This is a genomic window from Streptomyces regalis, assembly GCF_001509475.1.
Taxonomy (GTDB): domain Bacteria; phylum Actinomycetota; class Actinomycetes; order Streptomycetales; family Streptomycetaceae; genus Streptomyces; species Streptomyces regalis.
The window spans coordinates 1-19,983 of sequence record NZ_LLZG01000398.1; the positions used below are offsets into that span (position 1 = coordinate 1).

Consider the following 19,983-nt stretch of genomic DNA (forward strand, 5'->3'; position numbering starts at 1 on the left):
GGCCCCTGAACTCACCCTCATTGCGTGAGATCTGGACGCGGCCGGGCCACCACCGCCAGTGATGGTCACGAGCTGCAAGCCCGGGCATTCATGCCCGGGCCATGTTGACGGACTCCCAGGACAGCAGGAGGCGGTCCTTGCCGTACGGGGCGATGCGGACGTTGACGTGCTCGACGCTCTTGGTGCCGGACAGGTGGATCGTCTGGCCCGCAGGGGTGCTGCGGTTCTTGAGGAAGGCGACTGTCACCTGGTGCGTACTGGTCTTCGGCTTGACCGTCCTGCCGCGGCCGCTCGCGTCGTCCGGGTTCTTCGCGGCCGACGCGGCGCCGCGGGAGGCGAAGGCGGTGACGTAGGGCGTGCTCGGCGTGCTCGAGCACGCCCCGCACCGCCTCCCGGTCCGGGACCACGAGCACCTCGTCGACCAGGGCGGACACGGCGTGTGTACGACGTGTCCGGCGATGAGGTCGGCCGCTGCTTCGGCCGCCACCGAAACGATGTGCGCCTAGCGTGCGGAGCATGACCGACACCGCTCCTCGGACCCCCGCCGACGCCGTCACTGCCATGGTCGACCACGTCCTCACGCTCGCCGCGACCTGGCCGAACTGGGACGGCAAGCTCGCCCACGTCGACGACCGCGTGTACACCCCGCACAAAGCGATCCGCCGCGTCGCCGACCACCTCATCGACCACTTGGCCGAACTGGAGGCCCGCCTGGCCGGCGAGGAGCCCCGGCCCGACCACTGGCACGCCTCCACCGTCACCACCGAGGCCGACCTCGCGCCCTTCACCCCGCAGGACTTCGACGAGGCCCGCAGCCGGCTGACCCGCCTCGCCCGCATCTGGGCGAACCGGCTGGACGCCCTCAGCGACGACCAGCTCGACGACTCACCAGGCGAAGGCTGGAGCTTCCGCGAACTCGCCCACCACCTGGAGGGATCGACGTACTACGCCGACGCCGTAGGAGACCTGTCGTGACCGCTTTCGCCGGCCTTCACCACGGCGACGAGCCTCTGCTGCTCCCCAACGCCTGGGACCACGCCTCCGCGACCGCGCTCGCCGCCCAGGGCTTCCGCGCCGTCGGCACCACGAGCCTTGGTGTCGCCGCGGCCGCCGGCCTGCCCGACGGGACGTCGGCCACCCGCGACGAGACGCTCCGGCTCGCACTCGCTCTTGGCTCGGAGCCGTACCTTCTCTCTGTCGACACGGAGGACGGGTACAGCGAAGACCCCGAAAAGGTGGGGGAGTTCGCCCGTGAACTCGCGGCCGTCGGAGCCGTGGGCATCAACCTGGAGGACCGTCTCGGCTCCGCCGCCCTGCACGCCGCGAAGATCGCCGCCGTCAAGGCGGCGGCACCGGACCTCTTCGTCAACGCCCGGACGGACACCTACTGGCTGGGCGACGGCGAGGGGACCATGGCCCGTCTCGATGCCTACCAACGCGCGGGTGCCGACGGTGTCTTCGTCCCCGGACTCACCGACCCCGGTGAGATCGCCGCCCTGGTGAAGCACCTCGACCTCCCTCTCAACCTTCTCTGCACACCGACCGGTCCCACCGTCCCGCACCTCGCCGACCTCGGCGTACGCCGGGTCAGCCTCGGCTCGCTCCTCTACCGGCGGGCGCTGGGCGCGGCCGTGGAGGCGGTCGCGGAGATTCGGGCGGGCCGGGCACCGACCGGGCCCACACCGTCGTACGGTGAAGTGGACGCGCTCAGCCGCCGGGGCGACTTGAGTCACAGCGAGGGGACGTAGGGCCCTGTTAGCCTTGACTCTTTCCCGGGTATCAGACCCTTTGGACTCATCACCGGCGAGGGACCGAGGAACCATGACCATGGACATCCCCGGCGACAGGCGACTGGCGGCCGCCGTCGTGATGGACGACAAGCAGCGGGTGCTTCTGGTGCGCCGCAGCGAGAAGGAACGGTTCCTGCCGCGGGTGTGGGGTGTCCCCTGCGGGAAGCTGGAGCCCGGTGAGAGTCCCGAGGACGGTGCCCTGCGGGAGCTGAAGGAAGAGACCGGACTGCTCGGCGAAATCGTCCGCAAGGTCGGCGAATCGTCCTTCCTCAGCGACTACCGGGGGCACGAGATCAAGAACTGGCAGGAGAACTTCCTGGTCAGGCCGTTGTCCGCGAGCGTCACCCTCCCCGAGCCGGATCAGGACGCGCGGTGGCTCGGCCGGTCCGAGCTGACCAGCGTTGAGGTCGACGCGTACAACCTGGACATCGTGCACCAGGCCTTCACATAGGGAAAACCCTGCGGGAGCAGGCATTCTCTTGTCGCAGCAGCCCCCAGACGTTTCACTTGGCGCACCCCCCACAGGAGAACACCCAAGCTCACCTGCAGAAGGGTCAGTTCTTTTGTCAGCCATACGCGCCACCGCCGTCACCGCGGCTGCCTGTGCGGCCGTGCTCGCCACGGCGCTGCCGTCCTCGGCCATCAACTCGTACAACGCGACGCCCGCACCCGAACGCACCGAGGTCGGCGCGCTCGTGGCCACCTGGGACAACGACGGCGATCCCGCGACCCCGGACCGGGTCGACTGGGTCTGCTCCGGCACCATGATCGACGCGGACACCTTCCTGACCGCCGCGCACTGCACCACCGACTGGCCCGACAACGTGCAGTTCTACGTGTCCCTGGACCAGGACGTGCAGGCCGGCCTCGACGCCGCCGCCAAGAAGTACCCCGGCGACCCGGCCGCCCAGGCGAGGGCCGTGGCCGTCCAGGGCGCCGCCCACAGCCACCCCGACTTCCCGGGGCCCGCGTCGGACACCCACGACATCTCGGTGATCGAACTGCCCGCCGCGCAGGTCAAGGCCCGCTGGACCTTCACCCCGGCCACCCTGCCCACCGCGAACCAACTCGGTGCACTCGGACCGCAGGGCCTGAACGCCACCGACTGGTTCGTCGCCGGCTACGGCACCCAGGAGGCCGCCAACGGACCCGGCGGGCAGACCCACCCCGGCGGCGGCGTCCGCATGAAGGCGCCCGTCACCTTCGACGCCCTCAACAACTCCTGGGCACGCCTGGCCATGACCGCGCCACAGGGCAACGGCGGTGCCTGCTACGGCGACTCGGGCGGCCCCAACTTCGCGGTGATCGGCGGCAGATACGTCCTGGCCGCCACCACGATCACCGGCGACACCCCGTGCTACGCGACGAACGTGACGTACCGCCTGGACACCCCGGGCGCCCGCGCCTTCCTGTCGCCGTTCGTGAAACTCCCGTAACCCGGGCCACCCCGCTGCCCGGCGCACAAAGCCGCCGGGCGGCGGGGTACCGCAAGCCGTCACAACGCCCCTGTCACAACGCCCTGAGCCGTTCCGCCAGATCGCTCAACGCGTCCAGATAGTCCCGCACACCCAGCGGAACTTTCTCCACCGCACCCGGATGCGGGCCGGCCGCCGTGAACACATCAGTGTGGCGCCGCCGCCCGGCGCCCGTCTCCAGGAACAACGTCACCGTCGGCGCGTCCGTGTCGCACCAGGCCCGGTGCAGGGTGTGCGCGGGCAGGGCGTACGAGCTGCCCGCCGCGTACTGCCCCACATGCGTCAGCCGCAGCCGCGCCGCACCCGCCGGTTCCAGCACCCAGTCCGCCGACCGCTGCGCCAGCGACTCCTCGTACCGGGCCGCCGCGATACCGTCGACACGGTCATGGCCCCTCTCACCGTCCTCGCCGTAGACCTCGTACAACTCCATGGCCAGCCGGCCCCGTACGACATAGGAGGCCAGCGGCGAGCGGTGGTTGTGGATGTCCTCCTCGCCGATTCCGCCGGCGCCCGGATGCCATACGTGCGCGCGCAGCATGTGGCGCGGGCCACCGTCGATCAGCAGCAGCTTGTCGAAGCCGAGGACATGACGGTACGACAGGCGGGCGCAGCCCTCCGGATCGCCCTCCCCGGAGGCGAGTTCGGCGATCAGCTCCAACAGTCGGTCGGAGGAGCCGAGTTCGGCGACGACTGAGCGGGCAGCGGCCGCCAGCTGATGCTCGGGCAGGTCACCGTCCAGTGCCCCGGCCAGCAGCCGCCGCGTCGCCAGAACCTGCCGACCGCCCATGCACTCATCCTCCAACGACCGCTCGTGACAGCCGAGTTCAGCCACCCGGCTGATACATCCATACGGCATGCGCGCGCAGCGCCGAAAGACCTTGATAGGTCATCCACATGGGCCGCCGCAGCTCGGTGCTGTCGCCCCGCCCCCAGAACCAGACGCCGTCCGTCTGCCCCGCCCACACCGCGGCGACGGCCCCGTCCAGCCGGACCCGCCACGCCTCCTCCAGCCCGTCGGCGCGGGCGACCTCCACGGCGCCCGGCGAGAGCAGGGCACGTGCCACCCAGGAGGCGGTGAAGTGCCGTACGTTCAGCACCTCGTGGCGCGAGGGGTCGTCCGTGCGCGGCCGGCGTACCTCCTCGTGCAGGTTCCTCAGGTCCGCGCAGGTGTGGTGCGACGTCTCCGGGCAGGTCAGCAGCCACCGGACGCCGTCCTCGCGGGCGGCGCGCGCACCGGCGTTCTCGCCGAGGACCCGGGCGGCCCGGTCGAGGGCGACGACCGCCTGGGCGGTGTGCAGCGGCGACGGCCAGCCGTGCGGCGGGTCGAGGCGGTAGCCCCAGCAGCGCAGATGGTCGCGGCGCGCGTCGCTGATCGCGCCGTCCGCGAGGGCCTCGCGCAGCACGGGCAGGATCTCGGAGCGGGGCGCGGCGCGCAGCAGCCCGCGCAGCACGGTCGTCACGACATGGGTCGACTCCCGCCCGGCGCGGTCGAGTTGACGGGTGAACCCGCTGGTGCACCGGTCCACCTCCGCGGTCAGCCGCTCGGCGGAGGCGCCGGCCCTGGCCAGCGCGCCCAGCACCAGCGCGGTGACCTCCGGACGCGCCTCGGACCCCTGCGAGCGCGCCGACCAGCCGCCGTCCGGGAGCCGCAGCCGCCACAGCGTGTCCACCAGGTCGCCGGTGCTCAGCCTTCCGTCGGGCACGCCGAGGTCGAGCATGATGTGCAGGCCGTAGGCGGTGCCGACGGGGGTGGGGCGGGAGGACGAGTCCTCGCCGAGGGAGTGCGGCCAGCCGGTGAGCCGTCCGCGCTCCGGGTCGTCCACGACGGACACCTGGTCGACGAGGGTGTCGTAGGCGGACGCGAAGACCTGGGGGAGCGGGTCGGACGCCCCCGGTGCCATGGCGGCGGATCCTACGGCGGTGCCCGCTGCCCGCTCGCCGGCCGCTGCCCGGGCCCGCAGCAGTGCCGCCGCCAGCCAGGCCGCGACGGAGGTGCCGAGGCCACTGACGCCGGCGATCACATACCGGGCGGCCGAACCTTCGATGGAGCCGGGCAGCACACTGAACAGGAACTGGAACACGCCGTACCCGGCGGCCACACATCCGAGGCCACCGAGCCAGCCGACGAAACGCGCCGGGGGCGAGCCGTCCGTGGGTTCCTCGTCGGGAGCGGGAGGTGTGGGACCGGGCTGCCGGGACCTCAAGGGGCCGCGTCCGAGCTGTTGTTGGGACAAGACACGCTCCCTCCCCCGTGGCGGCAGGTGTGACCTCCGCGAAGCTTCCAGTCTAAGTGGTCAGGGTGACAACTGGGGCGGCTGCCGGTCGTGCTCGCTGCGTGGCCAGTTCACGAGCGCCACGTGCAGGGCGTCGACAGCGCGCTCCCAGGACTTGCGTACCTCCCGGGGAGCGCCGAAGGCGCCGGTGGACTCCAGGGCGCAGTAGCCGTGGAAGGTGCTGCGCAGCAGGCGGACGGCGTCCGTGAGGTCGGGTTCCTCCAGACCGTAGGCGCGGAGCATGCCGTAGGTGATCTCGGCGGTGCGGCGCATCGCGGGGGAGTCGGCGACAAGGGTCTGATCGACCCGGATCTGGGTCGCGGCGTATCGGCCCGGGTGCTGAAGGGCGTACTCCCGATAGGCGTCCGCGAAGGCGGCGAGCGCGTCCTTGCCGGCGCGTCCGGCGACGGCGGCGGCGATCCGGTCGATCATCTCGCCGCCGGCCAGCAACGCGACCCGCGTCCGCAGGTCCTGGAGATTCCTGACGTGCGAGTACAGGCTCGCGTCCTTCACCCCGAAATGCCGGGCCAGCGCGGACAGGCTGACCTTCTCGAACCCGACCTCGTCGGCCAGATCGGCCGCGGCCGCGGCGAGGCGGTCGGCGGTGAGTCCTGCGCGGGCCATGGGGCGGGTGACCTCCGGATACGTGACCTGGCCTTGGGCCCCTAGAGCCCCTAGGGGGCATCCTAGTGAGGTCAGCCTCCCGCGAGGAACTTCTGACGGAGGGGTCTCCTCCAGGACCAGGCGCGCGACGCGCTCGGGGTGGCCGGCCAGCTCGAAGGAGTACGTGCCCGGGTGCGGGCTGTGGCCATGGCCGCGCAGGTCCGGGGCTGCCGTACTCCCGATGGAACAGTCTCATCGGTGCGGGGTTCTTCTCGCGTCGGTGTCCCCGGGCCGGACCAGCGCTGTCTCGTAGGCGAGGACGACGGCCTGGGCGCGATCCCGCAGGGACAGCTTGGCGAAGATGCGGGCCACGTGGGACTTCACCGTGGCCTCGCTCAGGGTGAGGTGGGCGGCGAGTTCCGTGTTGGACAGGCCTCGGCCCAGGAGGGTCAGGACCTCCAGTTCGCGGGGTGTCAGGGTCGCCAGGTCGGCGGGGACGGTGGGGGGCCGGCCGTCGGGGTGGGCCGGGTCGGTGGCGAAGCGTTCCACCAGGCGGCGGGTGATGGACGGGGCCAGCAGGGCGTCGCCCGTGCTGACCAGGCGTACGGCCGCCGCCAGGTGTTCGGGTGTGACGTCCTTGAGGAGGAAGCCGCTCGCCCCGATCGACAGGGCTGTGTAGACGTAGCGGTCCAGGTCGAAGGTCGTCAGCATCAACACCCGGCATTCCGGGGCCTGTCGGAGGATGCGGCGGGTGGCGTCCAGGCCGTCCATGTTCGGCATGCGGATGTCCATCAGGACGACGTCGGGGCGGAGTTCGCGCGCCGACGACACCGCCTCCACGCCGTCCGCCGCCTCGCCGACCACCTCGATGCCGCGCGCGGTCAGGATCAGCCGGAAGCCGGTACGGATCAGGGTCTGGTCGTCGACGATGAGGACGCGGGGAGCCGGCCCGGGGTCGGTCAGCGGTGTCGTCATGGGCGGTCCAGGGGGATGCGTGCCCGGACCCGGTAGCCACCGCCGAGGCGCCGACGGGCATCCAGGTCCCCGCCGTACACCGCGACCCGCTCCCGCAGCCCCAGCAGGCCGCGCCCGGTTCCCACCCCGCGCCGGGGGACGGGCCGGGGCTGCTTCGGTGCCCCGCCGGTCAGCACGCTCGGGCCGGTGTTCAGCACCTCTACGCGCAGCGCGTGGTCCGCGTACCGCACGGTGACCTCGGCCTTGCTGCCGTCGCCGTGCTTGAGGGCGTTCGTGAGCGCCTCCTGGATGATGCGGTACGCCGTCACGTCGATCCCTTGCGGGAGCGGGCGCGGTTCGCCGGAGATCCGGACCTCGACCGGCAGGCCCGCGAACGAGACGCGGTCGACGAGTCGGCCGAGCCGGTCCAGGCCGGGCTGCGGGGTGAGGTCGGCTGCGGTGCCGTCGTACTCGTCGCCAGGTCGTACGCCCGGTCGCCGGGCCGGCCTTTTGCCCGATCCCTCGCCCGATCCCTTGCCCGTCCTCTCGCCGGAGCTCTCGTCCGTGTCGTCGTCCTCGCCGCTCGGTGACGGTGCCAGCAGTCCCAGCAGATGCCGTAGATCAGTCATCGCGCCCCGCCCCGCGTCCTCGACCGCCCGCAGCGCCGCCGCGGCCTCGTCCGGCATCGTGCCGAGCACCTCGCGGGCGGCGCCTGCCTGGACGACCATGAGGCTGACGTTGTGGCTGACGATGTCGTGCAACTCGCGGGCGATACGGTCGCGTTCGGCCGCGACCGCGGCGCGGGCCGCGCTCTCCCGCTCCCGCTCCAGCAACCAGCCGCGCTCCCCGACCGCGTCCCGCCAACGGCGCCGCGTCCGCAACAGCACGACGGTCAGCGCCAGTACGGCGGCACACGCCACCGCGAGCGCCACCGTCAGGCCGTTCGGTTCCCAGTCCACCCCCATGGGTTCACCCTGGCAGACGATCACCGCGTCCGCATCGGCCCGGAGATGCAGGCCCTGCATCCGGAGGATGAGGTGCACGGTCAGGTGCCATCCGGGGAGGGATGTCCGAGCCAGGGTCGGCCTCGTAGCGTCCTGCCCATGGTCACTGAGGACAGCAGCGGAGAGGTCGTCGTACGGCTCGACGGCGTGCACAAGGAGTACGGGGAGACGACGGCGCTGGCCGGGGCGTCGCTGGAGATCCGGGCCGGGGAGGCGGTCGCGGTGATGGGGCCCTCGGGGTGCGGGAAGTCCACGCTGCTCAACATGATCGCCGGACTGGACCGGCCGACCGGCGGCACCGTCGTCGTACACGGCGAGAACGTGGGGGAGTTGAGCGAGAAGGGGCTCGCCCTGTACCGGCGGCGCCGGATCGGCATGATCTTCCAGTTCTTCAACCTGATCGACGATCTGTCGGCGCTCGACAATGTGGCGCTGGCCGCCCAGTTGACCGGCACCCCGGCCCGGCAGGCCCGCCGCCGTGCCCTAGAGCTCCTCGACGAACTCGGCATCGCCGACCGGCGCAACGCCTACCCCGCTGTGCTCAGCGGCGGCGAACGCCAACGCGTCGCCGTGGCAAGGGCGTTGATGAACCGTCCCGCCCTGCTGCTCGCCGACGAGCCGACCGGTGCCCTCGACAGCCGCTCCGGGGAGCAGGTGATGGACCTGTTGCTCGATCTCAACCAGATCGGCCAGACGCTGGTCCTGGTCACCCACGACGAGCATCTCGCCCGGCGCTGCGCCAGCCGGCTGATCGAGTTCGCCGACGGCCGGGTGACCGGCGAGCACACCCTGGAGCCGTCCGCATGAGGGCCGTGTGGCGCGCCGCCCGCGCGGCGGTACGGCGGCGCAGACTCCAGACGCTCGTCATCGCGCTGGTCACCCTGACCTCGACGGTGGCCATGGTGGTGGCGCTCGGTCTGGTGGACGCGGCCTCCGCACCCTTCGACAAGGCCTTCGGCAAGCAGCGCGGCCCGCATGTGGTCGCCGCCTTCGACCCCGCCGAGGTCTCCGACGCACAGCTGGCGCAGGTGGCGCGGGAGTCGGGCGTCGAGGCCGCCGCAGGGCCCTACGCGCAGGCCACGGTCGAATTCCCCGACGGCAGCATGAACTTCGGCCTCGGCCGTGAGATCACGGTCGTCGGCCGCGCCGACCCCGAAGGCCCCGTGGACCGGCTGGACCTGTGGGCGGGCCGCTGGGCCACCCGGCCCGGCGAGGTCGTCCTGAACCGGCAGTCCGACTGGACCTCGGACGACCTCGGTAAACGGCTCCCGATGCCCTCGGGCGGCCCGGCCCTCACCGTCGTCGGGTTCGCCTTCGACCTGAGCCGGACCGCGGACGCCTGGGTCGCGCCCGAGCAGATCGACGCCCTGCATCCGACGGTCACCCAGATGCTGTTCCGTTTCCCGGACTCGTCCACGGACGACCGGCTGCGCGCGCAGCTGGGCAAGGCGACCGAAGGGCTCCCGGCGGACGCGCTCACCGCCTCACGGTCGTATCTCACCCTCAAACACCAGGTGAGCAGTTCGGCGCGGGCGTACACCCCCTATCTGATGGCCTTCGGCATCCTCGGCATCGCTGTGGCGGTGCTCATCATCGCCAACGTGGTCAGCGGGGCCGTGATCTCCGGTTTCCGGCACATCGGCGTGCTCAAGGCGCTCGGCTTCACGCCGGGGCAGGTGGTCGCCGTCTACCTCACGATGATCTCCGTCCCGGCGGTCCTCGGCTGTGCGCTCGGCACGGTCCTCGGCAATGTGCTGGCGCGCCCGTTCTTCGAGTTCGTGTTCATGGGGCCCGACGCGGGGGTGTTCCACGACAGCGTCTCCGTCTCTGCCTGGGTGAACGCCGTCACTCTGCTCGGCATGCCCGCCGTCTGCCTCCTGGCCGCGCTCGCCCCCGCGGTGCGCGCCCACCGGATGTCGGCGGCGCGGGCGATCAGCGCGGGCAGCGCCCCACGCGCCGGCCGCGCCCTGGGCATCCAGCGCCGGCTCGCCGGCAGCAGGTTGCCGCGCTCGGTGAGCCTGGGCGTGGGCCTGCCGTTCGCCCGGCCCGGCCGCAGCGCCCTGACGCTCGCCGCCGTGGTCCTCGGCGTGACGACGGTGACCTTCGCGACCGGCCTGGCCACGACGATGACCCGGTTCGGCGACGCGGGGCGCGACGCCTACCAGGTCACGGTGTACGCCTCCCACGTCAAGGACGGCAAGGAGATCCAGCCGGAGCACGGTGACCGCGAACTCCACTCCCTGCTGGCCGAGTTGCCCGGCGCGAGCGAGGTCACCGGCCGGGCGGTCGTCGACGTACGGCTGGCGGGCTCCGCGCACCCGGTGATCCTCGAAGGGCGCCGCGGCGACCGGCCGCAGTTGGAGGACGTGCTCACGCGGGGCCGGTGGATGCGCGGCGACGGTGAGATCGTGGCCGGCTCGGCCTTCCTGCGCCAGAACGGCGTACGGGTCGGCGACCGGGTCAGCCTGGAGAAGGGCGGGCGGACCGAAAAGGTGCTGGTCGTGGGGGAGTTCATGCAGAGCAATCCCCGGGTGGTCGCAGCCGGCTGGTCGACGCTGACGGCACTGGCCCCGCACGAGAAGCCGATCAGCTACCACGTCAGACTCCGCGACGGCACCGACCCGGCCGCCTACGCCCGCGCGGCCCGGGCCGCCGACGCCGGGATCACACCGGATGTGCGGGGCTCCAACGCCATCACGCAGACCATCATCGGCTCGGCCTCGGCCCTCACCCTGATGCTCGCCGTGGTCGCCTCCCTCGGTGTCTTCCACACGGTCGTCCTCAACACCCGCGACCGGCGGCGGGACTTGGGCATGCTGAAGTCGATCGGCATGACGCCGAGGCAGGTCACGGTGATGACGGTGACGTCCATGGCGGTTCTCGGCGCGATCGGCTCCCTGCTCGGCATCCCGCTGGGCGTGGCGGGCTACGACCTGGTCGTCCCGCGCATGACGGCCGCCGTGGACATCACCCTGCCCGCCTACATGACGGACGTCTGGGAGGCCCCGGCGCTGGCCGCACTCGCCCTGGCGGGGCTGGTGATCGCGGTGCTGGGGGCGTTGGTTCCGGCGCGGAGGGCGGGGCGGCTGACCGTTGCGGAGGTGTTGCGGAGCGAGTGAGCGGGGGGGGTGCGGCGGGCGGGGCCGTCGAACGGCGGCCGCCGCGCAGGACGACCGGCGGCCGCGCAGGACGACCGGCGGCCGCGCAGGGGCGATCGGCGGCCGCGCAGGGGCGATCGGCGGCTCCCTGACTACCGTTGCTCCGCATGACCACCACAGAGATCGACATCACCGCGGAGCTGGTCCGGGACCTCCTGCAGGACCAGCACCCGGACCTCGCCGACCGCCCCGTGAAGCTCGGCGCGCGGGGCTGGGACAACCAGTTGTGGCGGCTCGGCGACGACCTCGCCGTCCGGTTGCCCTGGGCGACACAGACCGCGGACGCGCTGCTGCTCAAGGAGCACGCCTGGCTCCCCGCCCTCGCCCCGCACCTGCCCCTGCCGGTTCCGGTGCCGCAGCGCCTCGGTGAGCCGTCCGAGCGGTTTCCGCGGCCCTGGATCGTCACCACCTGGGTACCGGGCTCACCTGCCGACCGCGCACCCGTCACACGCGCCGAAGAGGCCGCCGACACCTTGGCCGCCTTCCTGACGGCTCTTCACCGCCCCGCCCCCGACGGGGCGCCGGCCGGCCGTGGCCGTGGCCGCGGGGGGCCGCTGGCCGACCACGCCGAGGGGTTCGCCGAGGGATTGGCCTCGGCCACCGAGATGGGGCTGATCCCCGACCCGGACGCCGTCCGCGCGGTCTGGGAGGACGCCGTCGCCGCGCCCGAGTGGACGGGCCCGGCGCTGTGGCTCCACGGCGACCTGCATCCGGCCAACGTCCTCACCACGGACGGCACTTTCTGTGGCGTGATCGACTTCGGCGAACTCTGCGCGGGCGATCCGGCCTGCGATCTCGCCGCCCCGTGGACATTGCTGCCGGACGGCGCCGCCGACCGCTTCTACGCCGCCTACCAGCCGACCCCGGACGCCGCGACCCTGCGCCGCGCTCGCGGTTGGGCGGTACGGCGCGCCCTCGGCGGCATCCTCATCGGAGAGGCGGGTGTCCACGGCCGACCCGGAGGCAAGCCCACCTGGGGCCCACCCGCTCACGCCGCACTGCGCCGCCTCACCACGACAGGCCGCCGCTAGGAGGGTGAGGCGGCCCGCACCGGTGCCACACGGCTCAGCTTCAGCCCGGTCAACGGCGTCCGGGGCGCATGGTCCTGAAGCCGCCAGCCGTACTCACCCAGGCGCTGTGGCGGAGCTCCCGTCTGGGCAGCGGCCGTTCACATTGTGCGGTGCCGCCCACCCGGGAACGGCTGCGGGGGTGGGCGGCCGCCGTATGTGCCGTCAGCCGATCGGCGCGTACAGCACTCCCAACTTGTCGACCTCGTCGCCCGCCCGCCCCGTGAACCCGACGATCTGCCAACCGGACGGTGCCGTGAAGGTCTTGGCGTCCGACGTCGCCGTACCGGCGGACAGGGTGCGGCCCTTGTCCGTCGTGAACGACGCCGAGAAGATCCGCGTACGGCCGTCCTTCTGACCCTGTGTCAGCTTTACGGCGGTGAGGTGCTCGCCGGAGGCCAGCGTCAGGGACGTCGCCGTGCCGCCCGTGCCGCCGTGGGTGAGGGCCGGGCCGCCGTCGTGCGTCAGGGACACCGCGTCCAGGCGGGAGCTGCCGCGCAGGGTCAGGGTGCGGGGGGACACCGACGTCGGCAGGTCGTCCGCGTCGTTGAAGGCCGTGCCGTGCGGGCCGCCGAAGAAGTCGCTCGCCTTCAGGGACGAGTTGAGCGTGTAGGAGAAGTCGACCGTGTGCGGGAAGTGGTCGGACAGGTTGCCGCCCGCGGAGTCCAGGAACGACGCCCACTCGTTGTTGTAGCGGGTGGCGTCCAGCGTCAGGAGCTTGCTGCCGCGGTAGAGGACCTTGTCGACGACCTCGCAGCCGTTCGGCGGAGCCGTCGTCGGGCACAGCAGCGCGTCCGCGCCCTGCGTCGGCCGGACGCCGCCCTTGGCCAGCTGTACCCACGCGTCCGTCAGGCCGTTCTCGTCGGCGAGGGTGCGGATGTTGTCGCCGCTGCGGGTGTACCGGGTGTTGGTGTCACCCATGACGATGACCGCGTTGCCGGACGAGTTCGCCTGGATGAAGTCCGACAGCTGGTCGACGTTGGCGCGGCGGGCGGCGAGCGCGGCGTCGTCGGAGTCGGCGTTGGTGTGGACGTTGTAGAGGTCCACGAAGACGCCCTCGGCGAGGCGGACCCGGGCGAGCGAGAAGCCCTTGGGGGTCAGGCAGTTGGTGCCCGTGCACTTGTTCCACTTCACCCGCTGGAAGTCCTCGAAGGCGTAGTCCGAGAGGGTGTTCAGGCCGTCGCCGAAGGGCACGCCGCCGCTGGTCGCGGTGCGGTATGGGTGGTTGTCGCCCGCGTACAGGGCCGCGTGGTAGTTGAAGTCCTCCTGGACGTTCACGATGTCGTACGCCGCCAGCCGCGGCGAGATCAACGGGGTGTTCTTCTCCGGGTTGCCGGAGCTGAGGCCTTCCGGAAGGCCCGCGACGTTGTAGGTCAGGACGTTGAAGGTGCCGGTGGTGGCGGCCACCGCGGGGGTCGAGCCGGTGGTGGCGAGGCCGGTGAGGGCCAGGGCTGCGGCCGCGAGTGTGCCGATCAGTCTTCTCATGGGGGCGTCTCCGATGGGTGACGAAGAAGATGAGTGCTGCTCAGGGGAAGATGAGCGCTGCTCAGGTTCTCTGTCAATCAGGGTGACGTACAAGGGCGGTTGGGGAAACAGTGAAGGACGTGGTGTTCCGACGCGTCCAGGGCGCCCGGCCGCCACTCGCTGCTTGTTCAACGTTCATGTTTCGCCTTGATCCTCCACACACGGCGCAGCAGCGCCGCAGGAGGCAGCCGCAGAAGGCAGCGGCATCAGGAGGGGCACGGCACATGGGACACGGGCACGCGCACGGCCATCATCACCACCACGGACACGATCACAGCCACGACCACTCGCACGATGCGGCGGCAGCCCCCCTGCCCGCCGCCTTCGACACCTCCGTGCCCGACGAGGCCCTGAGCCCCGAGCAGCAGTCGCGCCGCACGCTACTGCGCCGGGCGGGTCTGCTGGGCGCCGGACTGGCCGCCGGCAGTGTCGTCGCCCCGACTCCGGCCGCCGCCTCCGCAGCGGCCACGTCCGTCGCTTCCGGCGGCCGCAGGACGAACGGCTTCCTGTGGCTGGCCGGCGACCACCACATCCACACCCAGTACAGCAGCGACGGCAAGTACCGCGTCGTCGACCAGGTCCGCCAGGGTGCCAGGCACGGCATGGACTGGCTGGTCATCACCGACCACGGCAGCGAGACCCACACCAGGATCGGCGTGGAGAAGGTCAACCCGGACATCCGGGCGGCGCGGGCCGCCTACGAGGACACGCTCGTCTTCCAGGGCCTGGAGTGGAACATCCCGGCCGCCGAGCACGGCACCGTCTTCGTACACCCCGGCAAGAACGAGGTGTCCGTCCTCAAGCAGTTCGAGACCGACTACGACGGCAGAGTGAAAGGCGCCGGCGACTCGACGCCCGCCAACGAGGCGCTCGCCGTCGCGGGCCTCAACTTCCTCGCCGAGCAGGTGGAGCGGCGCAAGGTCAAGGACGCCCTGATGCTCGCCAACCACCCGGCGCGGCGTGGTGTCGACTCCCCGCACGAGATCCGCGGCTGGCGGGACGCGCACCCCACGCGCCGGATCGCCGTCGGCTTCGAGGGCGCTCCGGGTCACCAGGCGGCCGGCCTCCCCGCCCCGCTCGGCATGGCCCGCGCCCGCGGCATCTACGACAACAACCCCAGCGCCAACTCCTTCGCCGGATACCCGCTGGAGAGCTACCGCACCTGGGGCGGCTTCGACTGGATGACGGCCACCGTCGGCGGCCTGTGGGACAGCCTCCTCGCCGAGGGCAAGCCGTGGTGGATCACCGCCAACTCCGACTCCCACCAGGTGTACGCGGACACGGCCGTGCGCGGCACCGGCGGCGACTTCGACACCGACGGCAAGTACCCGGACCCGGTCTACGGCGGCAAGATCGACATCACCCAGGGCGACTACTGGCCCGGCCAGTACAGCCGTACGCACGTCGGTGCCGACGGTTTCTCCTACGCCGCCGTCATGGACGGCATCCGCGCGGGCCGCGTCTGGGTCGACCACGGCCAACTCGTCGACGCCCTCGACGTCCGCGTGGCCGGCGGCCGCCGCTGGGCCACACTCGGCGGCGCCCTGCACGTCAGGAAGGGCACGAACGTCACGCTGACGGTCGACGTGACACCGGCCGGCGGCCCCAACTGGGCGGGTTTCCTGCCGAAGTTGGCGCGCGTGGACGTCATCCAGGGCGATGTGACCGGCCCGGTCGCGGACAAGGACACGTTCACCGCACCGACGGCGAAGGTGGTCAAGTCGTACGACGTGAACAAGTCGACCGGCACGGTCCGCCTCACCTACGACCTCGGCAAGGTCGACCACCCCGTCTACGTCCGCCTGCGCGGCACCGACGGCAACCGCACCGCCGTCGGCCCGATGGGCGCCGCCGTCGACCCGGCCGGCCCGGCCATCGACGTCGTCGGCGACGCCGACCCGTGGCGCGACCTGTGGTTCTACTCCAACCCGGTGTGGGTCCTGCCCTCATGACGCCGTATGTCCTGACCGTGGACGCGGACGTCCGGGACCTCCGCGCGGCCGACCACCTCCTCCACACCCTGGCGGCCGAACTCGCCCTGCCCGAGGGCGTGTTCGGCTGCACCCACCTGGTGCGGGGAGACCGGCCGCGCGTGGCGCTCTCCTTCACCCTCCCGACGGAGCCGCTCCTGCGGACCGCGCAGGAGCGGCTCACCGCGCAGGGGCACGAGGTGTCGCCCGGGGCTCCGGACGCGGTGGGCCGGGCGGTGCTCTACCCGGGGGTCGCGGAGCTCACCGGCACGCTGACCGTGGGGGACGCGCTGGCGCGCTCGGCGATCGACCGCGTGACGGTCCTGGGTTCGCCGAGCCGGCCGGACCCCCATGCCCGCCTGGTGACATGGGATCACGTACGGCCGCAATGGCAGGACGGCGAACTCGTCCTGACCGCGATGCCGGCCGTGGGCGGCACCCTCGTCCCCTTCGAGGTGCCCGCCCCGACGCCGTGCTGCGCGGACCACTGAGCGCCGGTCACCGCGCACCGGGCCGGACACCGGGTCGGATGTACTCGGCCCGGTGTCCGGTCGGCAGCATGCTGGAGCCGATACCGGCGCGGCTGAGGAGGGCGCATGGAAGGGCTGATCTCGCTGGTCGGCGCGGTGGTGGTGATGGTCATCCTGCGGGACGTGTTCCACACCCTGTGGCATCCGACCCGCCACGGAGGGCTGAGCCGGATCGTCATGACGGCGCTGTGGCGGCTGTCCTCCCGCGCAAGTCCCCGCCGGCGCGCCGCGGGAGTCGCCGGACCACTCGGCATGGCCTGCGTCGTCGCCATGTGGACGTGCGGTGTGGCCGTGGGCTGGGCGGTGGTCTACTGGCCGCACATGCCGGAGGCCTTCGTCTTCTCGAGCGCGTTGGAGCCGACCCGGCACTCCCGGCCGGTGGACGCCCTGTACATCTCCTTGGTGATCGTGGGCACCCTCGGTCTCGGCGACATCGCGCCCGCGGAGGAGTGGCTGCGGGTGGTGGCACCCCTGGAGTCACTGGTCGGCTTCACGCTGCTGACCGCCACTGTCTCGTGGGTGCTCGGCATCTTCCCCGCGCTGGCCCGGCGCCGGACGCTGGCGCTGCGCGTCTGCCATCTGCGCCGCGCCGGTATGACCGCCGGGCAACTGGACTCGGCCGCGGGAGCCGCCGTGCTGGGCGCGCTGGCCGCCGACGTGGCCCGCGTCAGCGTGGACTTCGCCCAGTACCCGGAGTCCTACTACTTCCACGACGGCACCGGGGACACCTCGCTCGCGCTCGCCATCGGCTATGCCGCCGAACTCGCCGAACGGGGGCGGCAGGCGAAGGACCCCGGAGCCCACATCGCGTCAGCCGTGCTCGCCGCCGCACTCGACGACCTCGCCACGGTGCTCGACGAGCGATTCCTGCACACCGGGGGAGCCCGACAGCAGGTCCTGGCCGCCTACGAGCGTGACCACGGCGGCGGCTGAAACCCGACACCGCAGGCGGCGGCCCGGGCACCCGGGCGTCACCCGTTCACCCCCGTGTAGCGCTTCAGGCTCCACCGCCACACCAGCCGCGCCGCCAGATACCCGGCGATCCCGAGCAGCGGAGACGCCGCCGCCAGCCAGTACGGCACCCCGATGCCGTGGTCGTGCCCGGTCAGGACGGCCGTCGGGAGGTAGGCGACGAACGCGAGCGGAAGGGCGTAGGTCAGGAAGCCGCCCACCGCCCGCGGGAGGACGTTCAGCGGGTAGCTGCCGAACGTGCCGAGCAGTTCCTCCAGCCAGCGGCTCCAGTAATCGGCGGCAGGGAAGCGCAGGCAGGCGCTCGCCACCACCGTGAACAGGGCCGCCTCCAGCAGCATGCCGCCGATGATCGCGGCGATCAGGTACGACACCCGGCCCGCCGTCCAGTCCAGGTCGCTGCGGCTGAGCGCGCCCACCATCAGGCCCGTCGCGACCGTGAGGTCGCCGATCGCGTTGGTCGGGAAGTAGTCGAGCTGGACCTGGCGGTGCACCGGCATCGGGCGCAGCAGATAGATGTCGATCCTCCCCTCCTGGATCTGCCGGCCGATGAAGTGCATCCGCCCCAGCAGGAGCACGAACAGCCCGTGCGCGAGCATCCGGATCGCCGGGATCAGCAGCACGTCCGAGCTGTCCCAGCCGCCCATTCCGGTGAAACGCGCCAGCAGCACCGTGGCGAACACGATCACCGACACCTGCCAGATCGCGCCGATCGCGATGTTCAGCAGGAACTCGGTGCGGTACTCCATCGCGGCACGGATGTTGAGCAGCGTGATGCGCCATGCGATGCGCAGGGACTTCACAGCCTTCACAGCCTTGACCGACACATCAGCCTCCCTGCGAGATCACGCGCCGCGCGGCCCGCCGCCACACCCACCGGGTGAACAGCGCCAGCACCACGACCCAGGCGGCTTGAATGACCAACTGCACTCCTGCGTCGGACAGTTCGATCCGGCCGACGTAGATCGACAGCGGCACGCTCAGCGTCGCCTGGAACGGCAGGAAGCTGCTCAGCGTAATGAACCAGTCCGGGAAGAACCACAGCGGGGCGTACACCCCGGACAGCAGGTTCTGCGCGAAGATCAGGATCAGCATCGCGGAGTTGTTGCGGATGGTGAAGAAGCACAGCTGGTCGAGGACGAGCATGACGTAGTACAGGACCCACTGGCCGAGCAGCATGCTCACCACGAACACCCCTGCCACGGCGGCCGACTCGGGGGGCTCGACGACACCGGCGGCGAGGCAGACCACGTATCCGCCGAGCGCCCACGCCAGCCCGTACAGTTGCTCGCCGAGGGCGCGCAGGGCGTAGTACCGCTGGGGCGGCAGCGGGCGCAGATACCAGTAGACGATCGTGCCGAAGTGCATGTGCTGCAGCACCATGTCCCGGCCCGCCGACTGGTCCAACTCCCGCAGCCGGGAGGCGAGTACGGCCAGGACGGCGTACGTGACCGCCTGGTCGCGGCTGAGTCCGGCGGTGGTGCCGGTGTGCGCGTACAGGCCGCGCCACAGCGACGCCACCAGGACCACCTGGACGGTCAGCCGGAGCAGCACGGCGGTCATCCGGGGCGGCGTGTGCAGCTCGCCGAGCGGCGTGACGCGGGCGGCGCGCCAGCCGTGCAGTACGGAGGCCATCTCAGGCTCCTTCTGCCGCGGTCTCGGCATGCGAGGCCTCGGCATGCACGTACGCGGCCCGCATCACGTCCTCGAGGTCCGCCTCGTCGAGGGCGAGGTCCGTCACCTCGTACCGCTCGATGACCTGCTTCAGCGCCTGGTGCACGGTCGGCGCGTCGGGGCCGTCCGGCCCGAAGACCGCCTGCGGGCCCTCGTGGCGCAGCAGCGCGATGCCCGGCAGGGAGCCGACCTCCGTGTGCGGGTCGGCGAGCGTCACCCGCACCTGCCAGGTCGAGCCGAACTTGCGGCGGATCTCGTCGAGGGTGCCGTCCAGGACGAGCCGCCCGTGGTTGATCAGGACGACCCGCTCGGCGAGCCGCTCGACCTCCGTCATGTCGTGGGTGGTGAGCAGGACCGTACGGCCGCGCTCCTCCACCTGGTGCCGCAGGAACTCCCGCACCTGCTCTTTCACCACCACGTCCATGCCGATGGTCGGCTCGTCGAGGAAGACCACCGGCGGGTCGTGCAGCAGGGCGGCGGCCAGGTCGGAGCGGACGCGCTGGCCGAGTGAGAGATGGCGGACCCGGGTGTCCCAGAAGGAGGACAGGTCCAGGAGCTCGTCGAACTCCTTGAGGCGCGCCGCGTGTTCGGCCTTCGGCACTTCGTAGATGTCGCGCAGGATCGCGAACGACTCGCGCACCGGGAGGTCCCACCACAGCTGGGTGCGCTGCCCGAACACCGTGCCGATGTTACGGGCGTTGCGCTCCCGCTCCTCGTACGGCACCACGCCCGCGACCCGGGCCTCGCCCGCGGTGGGGGTGAGGATGCCGGTGAGCATCTTGATGGTGGTGGACTTGCCGGCGCCGTTCGGGCCGAGCAGGGCGAGGAGTTCACCGGCGGCGACGGAGAAGGTCACGTCGGAGACGGCGTGCTTGGCGACCTTCTGCGGATTGACCAGAGAGCGCAGTGCGCCCGCGAAACCGGGGCGGCGGACGGTGGTGTGGAAGGTTCGGGACAGACCGCGAACCTCGATGCTGCCAATCAACCGACAT

At 71.8% G+C, this 19,983-nt stretch carries 20 protein-coding genes; 10 read left to right on the top strand and 10 right to left on the bottom strand.

Features of this window, described 5'->3' with window-relative positions:
- Positions 1-88: 88 nt before the first annotated feature.
- Positions 89-487: a hypothetical protein gene (locus tag ADL12_RS55840; protein ID WP_208614730.1), complete on the bottom strand. Its 399-nt coding sequence runs from the start codon at positions 485-487 to the stop codon at positions 89-91.
- 29 nt (positions 488-516) lie between these two features.
- On the opposite strand from ADL12_RS55840, the gene ADL12_RS42375 reads away from it, so the two are divergent.
- The 4 genes from ADL12_RS42375 to ADL12_RS42390 all read left to right on the top strand — a co-directional run bounded on the left by ADL12_RS42375 (position 517) and on the right by ADL12_RS42390 (position 3,226).
- Positions 517-975, top strand: a complete 459-nt coding sequence (locus ADL12_RS42375) for a hypothetical protein (RefSeq protein ID WP_062713549.1) — start codon at positions 517-519, stop codon at positions 973-975.
- Positions 972-1,748, top strand: a complete 777-nt coding sequence (locus tag ADL12_RS42380; protein WP_062713489.1) for an isocitrate lyase/PEP mutase family protein — start codon at positions 972-974, stop codon at positions 1,746-1,748. The genes ADL12_RS42375 and ADL12_RS42380 overlap by 4 nt, the downstream gene beginning before the upstream one ends.
- A gap of 73 nt (positions 1,749-1,821) precedes the next feature.
- On the top strand, positions 1,822-2,241 hold the full coding sequence (locus ADL12_RS42385; RefSeq protein WP_062713492.1) for an NUDIX hydrolase: 420 nt from the start codon (positions 1,822-1,824) through the stop codon (positions 2,239-2,241).
- 112 nt (positions 2,242-2,353) lie between these two features.
- Complete coding sequence (locus ADL12_RS42390) at positions 2,354-3,226, top strand: trypsin-like serine protease (RefSeq protein ID WP_208614731.1); 873 nt, start codon at positions 2,354-2,356, stop codon at positions 3,224-3,226.
- A gap of 73 nt (positions 3,227-3,299) precedes the next feature.
- On the opposite strand, the gene ADL12_RS42395 is transcribed toward ADL12_RS42390, so the two are convergent.
- The 5 genes from ADL12_RS42395 to ADL12_RS42415 all read right to left on the bottom strand — a co-directional run bounded on the left by ADL12_RS42395 (position 3,300) and on the right by ADL12_RS42415 (position 8,138).
- Positions 3,300-4,052, bottom strand: coding sequence for a hypothetical protein (locus ADL12_RS42395; RefSeq protein WP_062713495.1), 753 nt, complete (start codon positions 4,050-4,052; stop codon positions 3,300-3,302).
- Between the two features lie 37 nt (positions 4,053-4,089).
- Complete coding sequence (locus ADL12_RS42400; protein ID WP_062713496.1) at positions 4,090-5,499, bottom strand: prenyltransferase/squalene oxidase repeat-containing protein; 1,410 nt, start codon at positions 5,497-5,499, stop codon at positions 4,090-4,092.
- A 60-nt stretch (positions 5,500-5,559) separates the two neighbouring features.
- Entirely contained in the window at positions 5,560-6,162 is a 603-nt protein-coding gene (locus tag ADL12_RS42405; protein WP_062713498.1) for a TetR-like C-terminal domain-containing protein, read from the bottom strand.
- Between the two features lie 231 nt (positions 6,163-6,393).
- Positions 6,394-7,116, bottom strand: a complete 723-nt coding sequence (locus ADL12_RS42410; RefSeq protein WP_062713499.1) for a response regulator — start codon at positions 7,114-7,116, stop codon at positions 6,394-6,396.
- Positions 7,113-8,138 (bottom strand): sensor histidine kinase, encoded by a 1,026-nt coding sequence (locus ADL12_RS42415; protein WP_244188255.1) that lies wholly within the window; start codon positions 8,136-8,138, stop codon positions 7,113-7,115. Before ADL12_RS42415 ends, ADL12_RS42410 begins: the two co-directional genes overlap by 4 nt.
- A gap of 60 nt (positions 8,139-8,198) precedes the next feature.
- On the opposite strand from ADL12_RS42415, the gene ADL12_RS42420 reads away from it, so the two are divergent.
- The 3 genes from ADL12_RS42420 (at position 8,199) to ADL12_RS42430 (ending at position 12,288) form a co-directional block, all read left to right on the top strand.
- Complete coding sequence (locus ADL12_RS42420; protein WP_062713500.1) at positions 8,199-8,906, top strand: ABC transporter ATP-binding protein; 708 nt, start codon at positions 8,199-8,201, stop codon at positions 8,904-8,906.
- The gene (locus ADL12_RS42425; RefSeq protein WP_062713501.1) at positions 8,903-11,218 is read left to right on the top strand and encodes an ABC transporter permease; all 2,316 of its coding nucleotides are present in this window, start codon (positions 8,903-8,905) and stop codon (positions 11,216-11,218) included. The genes ADL12_RS42420 and ADL12_RS42425 overlap by 4 nt, the downstream gene beginning before the upstream one ends.
- A 146-nt stretch (positions 11,219-11,364) precedes the next feature.
- A complete protein-coding gene (locus tag ADL12_RS42430) occupies positions 11,365-12,288 on the top strand; it encodes an aminoglycoside phosphotransferase family protein (protein ID WP_062713502.1) in 924 nt (307 codons plus the stop codon).
- 201 nt (positions 12,289-12,489) lie between these two features.
- Here the strand turns inward: ADL12_RS42430 and ADL12_RS42435 are convergent, their stop codons facing one another.
- Positions 12,490-13,809 carry a jacalin-like lectin gene (locus tag ADL12_RS42435; protein ID WP_062713503.1) on the bottom strand — a complete coding sequence of 440 codons (1,320 nt, stop codon included), beginning with the start codon at positions 13,807-13,809 and terminating at the stop codon, positions 12,490-12,492.
- Between the two features lie 263 nt (positions 13,810-14,072).
- On the opposite strand from ADL12_RS42435, the gene ADL12_RS42440 reads away from it, so the two are divergent.
- From ADL12_RS42440 to ADL12_RS42450, 3 genes are all read left to right on the top strand, one after another.
- Positions 14,073-15,800, top strand: coding sequence for a PHP domain-containing protein (locus ADL12_RS42440; RefSeq protein ID WP_062713504.1), 1,728 nt, complete (start codon positions 14,073-14,075; stop codon positions 15,798-15,800).
- Positions 15,797-16,309, top strand: coding sequence for a hypothetical protein (locus tag ADL12_RS42445; RefSeq protein ID WP_062713506.1), 513 nt, complete (start codon positions 15,797-15,799; stop codon positions 16,307-16,309). Before ADL12_RS42440 ends, ADL12_RS42445 begins: the two co-directional genes overlap by 4 nt.
- Before the next feature lie 105 nt (positions 16,310-16,414).
- Positions 16,415-17,281, top strand: coding sequence for a potassium channel family protein (locus tag ADL12_RS42450; RefSeq protein ID WP_062713508.1), 867 nt, complete (start codon positions 16,415-16,417; stop codon positions 17,279-17,281).
- 38 nt (positions 17,282-17,319) lie between these two features.
- Here the strand turns inward: ADL12_RS42450 and ADL12_RS42455 are convergent, their stop codons facing one another.
- The 3 genes from ADL12_RS42455 to ADL12_RS42465 are packed head-to-tail and all read right to left on the bottom strand — an operon-like array spanning position 17,320 to position 19,976.
- Positions 17,320-18,120, bottom strand: a complete 801-nt coding sequence (locus ADL12_RS42455) for an ABC transporter permease (protein ID WP_107120171.1) — start codon at positions 18,118-18,120, stop codon at positions 17,320-17,322.
- A gap of 25 nt (positions 18,121-18,145) precedes the next feature.
- On the bottom strand, positions 18,146-18,952 hold the full coding sequence (locus ADL12_RS42460) for an ABC-2 family transporter protein (protein ID WP_062713510.1): 807 nt from the start codon (positions 18,950-18,952) through the stop codon (positions 18,146-18,148).
- 1 nt (position 18,953) lies between these two features.
- Positions 18,954-19,976: an ABC transporter ATP-binding protein gene (locus tag ADL12_RS42465; protein ID WP_062713512.1), complete on the bottom strand. Its 1,023-nt coding sequence runs from the start codon at positions 19,974-19,976 to the stop codon at positions 18,954-18,956.
- Positions 19,977-19,983: the final 7 nt, after the last annotated feature.